Annotated in this window: 1 protein-coding gene; it reads left to right on the top strand. The window is 66.7% G+C overall.

What is annotated here, in order from left to right; genetic code table 11:
* A partial coding sequence (locus tag E8E78_RS00005) for an Ig-like domain-containing protein (RefSeq protein WP_280311567.1) occupies positions 1-742 on the top strand: 742 nt, incomplete at both ends.

Raw genomic sequence — 742 nt, forward strand, 5'->3', positions numbered from 1 at the left:
CAACATCCTCGCGACGGGTACCGTTGGCGCGGATGGCACCTTCGTCATCGCCCTGGCCCCTGCCGTCACTGACGGCAGCACCCTGCAAGTCACCCTGACCGATGCCGCCGGCAACGTGTCGCAACCGGGCTCGGTCACCTCTGCTGACCTGCTGCCGCCTGCCCAACCGACTGAACTGGCCCTGGCCGACGGCGTGACCTTCACCGGTCGCGGCGAGCCGGGCGCTACCGTCCAGGTGCGTGATACCGCAGGCACTCTCATCGGCACTGGCACTGTTGGCGCCGATGGCCTGTTCAGCTTGACCCTGAACCCTGCGCAGGCCAATGGCGAAGCCTTGGACGTGCGTCTGGTGGATGCCGCAGGCAACACCTCGGCGCCGCTGCAGTTCGATGCCCCGGATATCACCCCACCTGGCGCCGTGAGCAATATCGTGGTCGGCGCTGACGGCCTGGCACTGAGCGGCCGTGGTGAGCCGGGGGCCACCGTCGAAGTGCGCGATGCCAACGGCACATTGATCGGCACTGCTGTAGTCGGTGCCAACGGCACCTTCCTGATCAACCTCGACCCGGCGGTACAGCCGGGTGAACAGCTGAGCCTGGTGCAGACCGATCCAAGCGGCAACGCCTCCGTTGCCCTCGAGTACGATGTACCACTGACCACTGCACCAGTCAGCCCGAGTAACCTGGCCATCGATGCCGACGGCACTACTCTGACTGGTTCCGCGCCAGCGGGCAGCCGCGTC

The sequence above is a fragment of the Pseudomonas sp. BN505 genome, from assembly GCF_029873175.1.
GTDB classification, from domain to species: Bacteria; Pseudomonadota; Gammaproteobacteria; order Pseudomonadales; family Pseudomonadaceae; genus Aquipseudomonas; species Aquipseudomonas putida.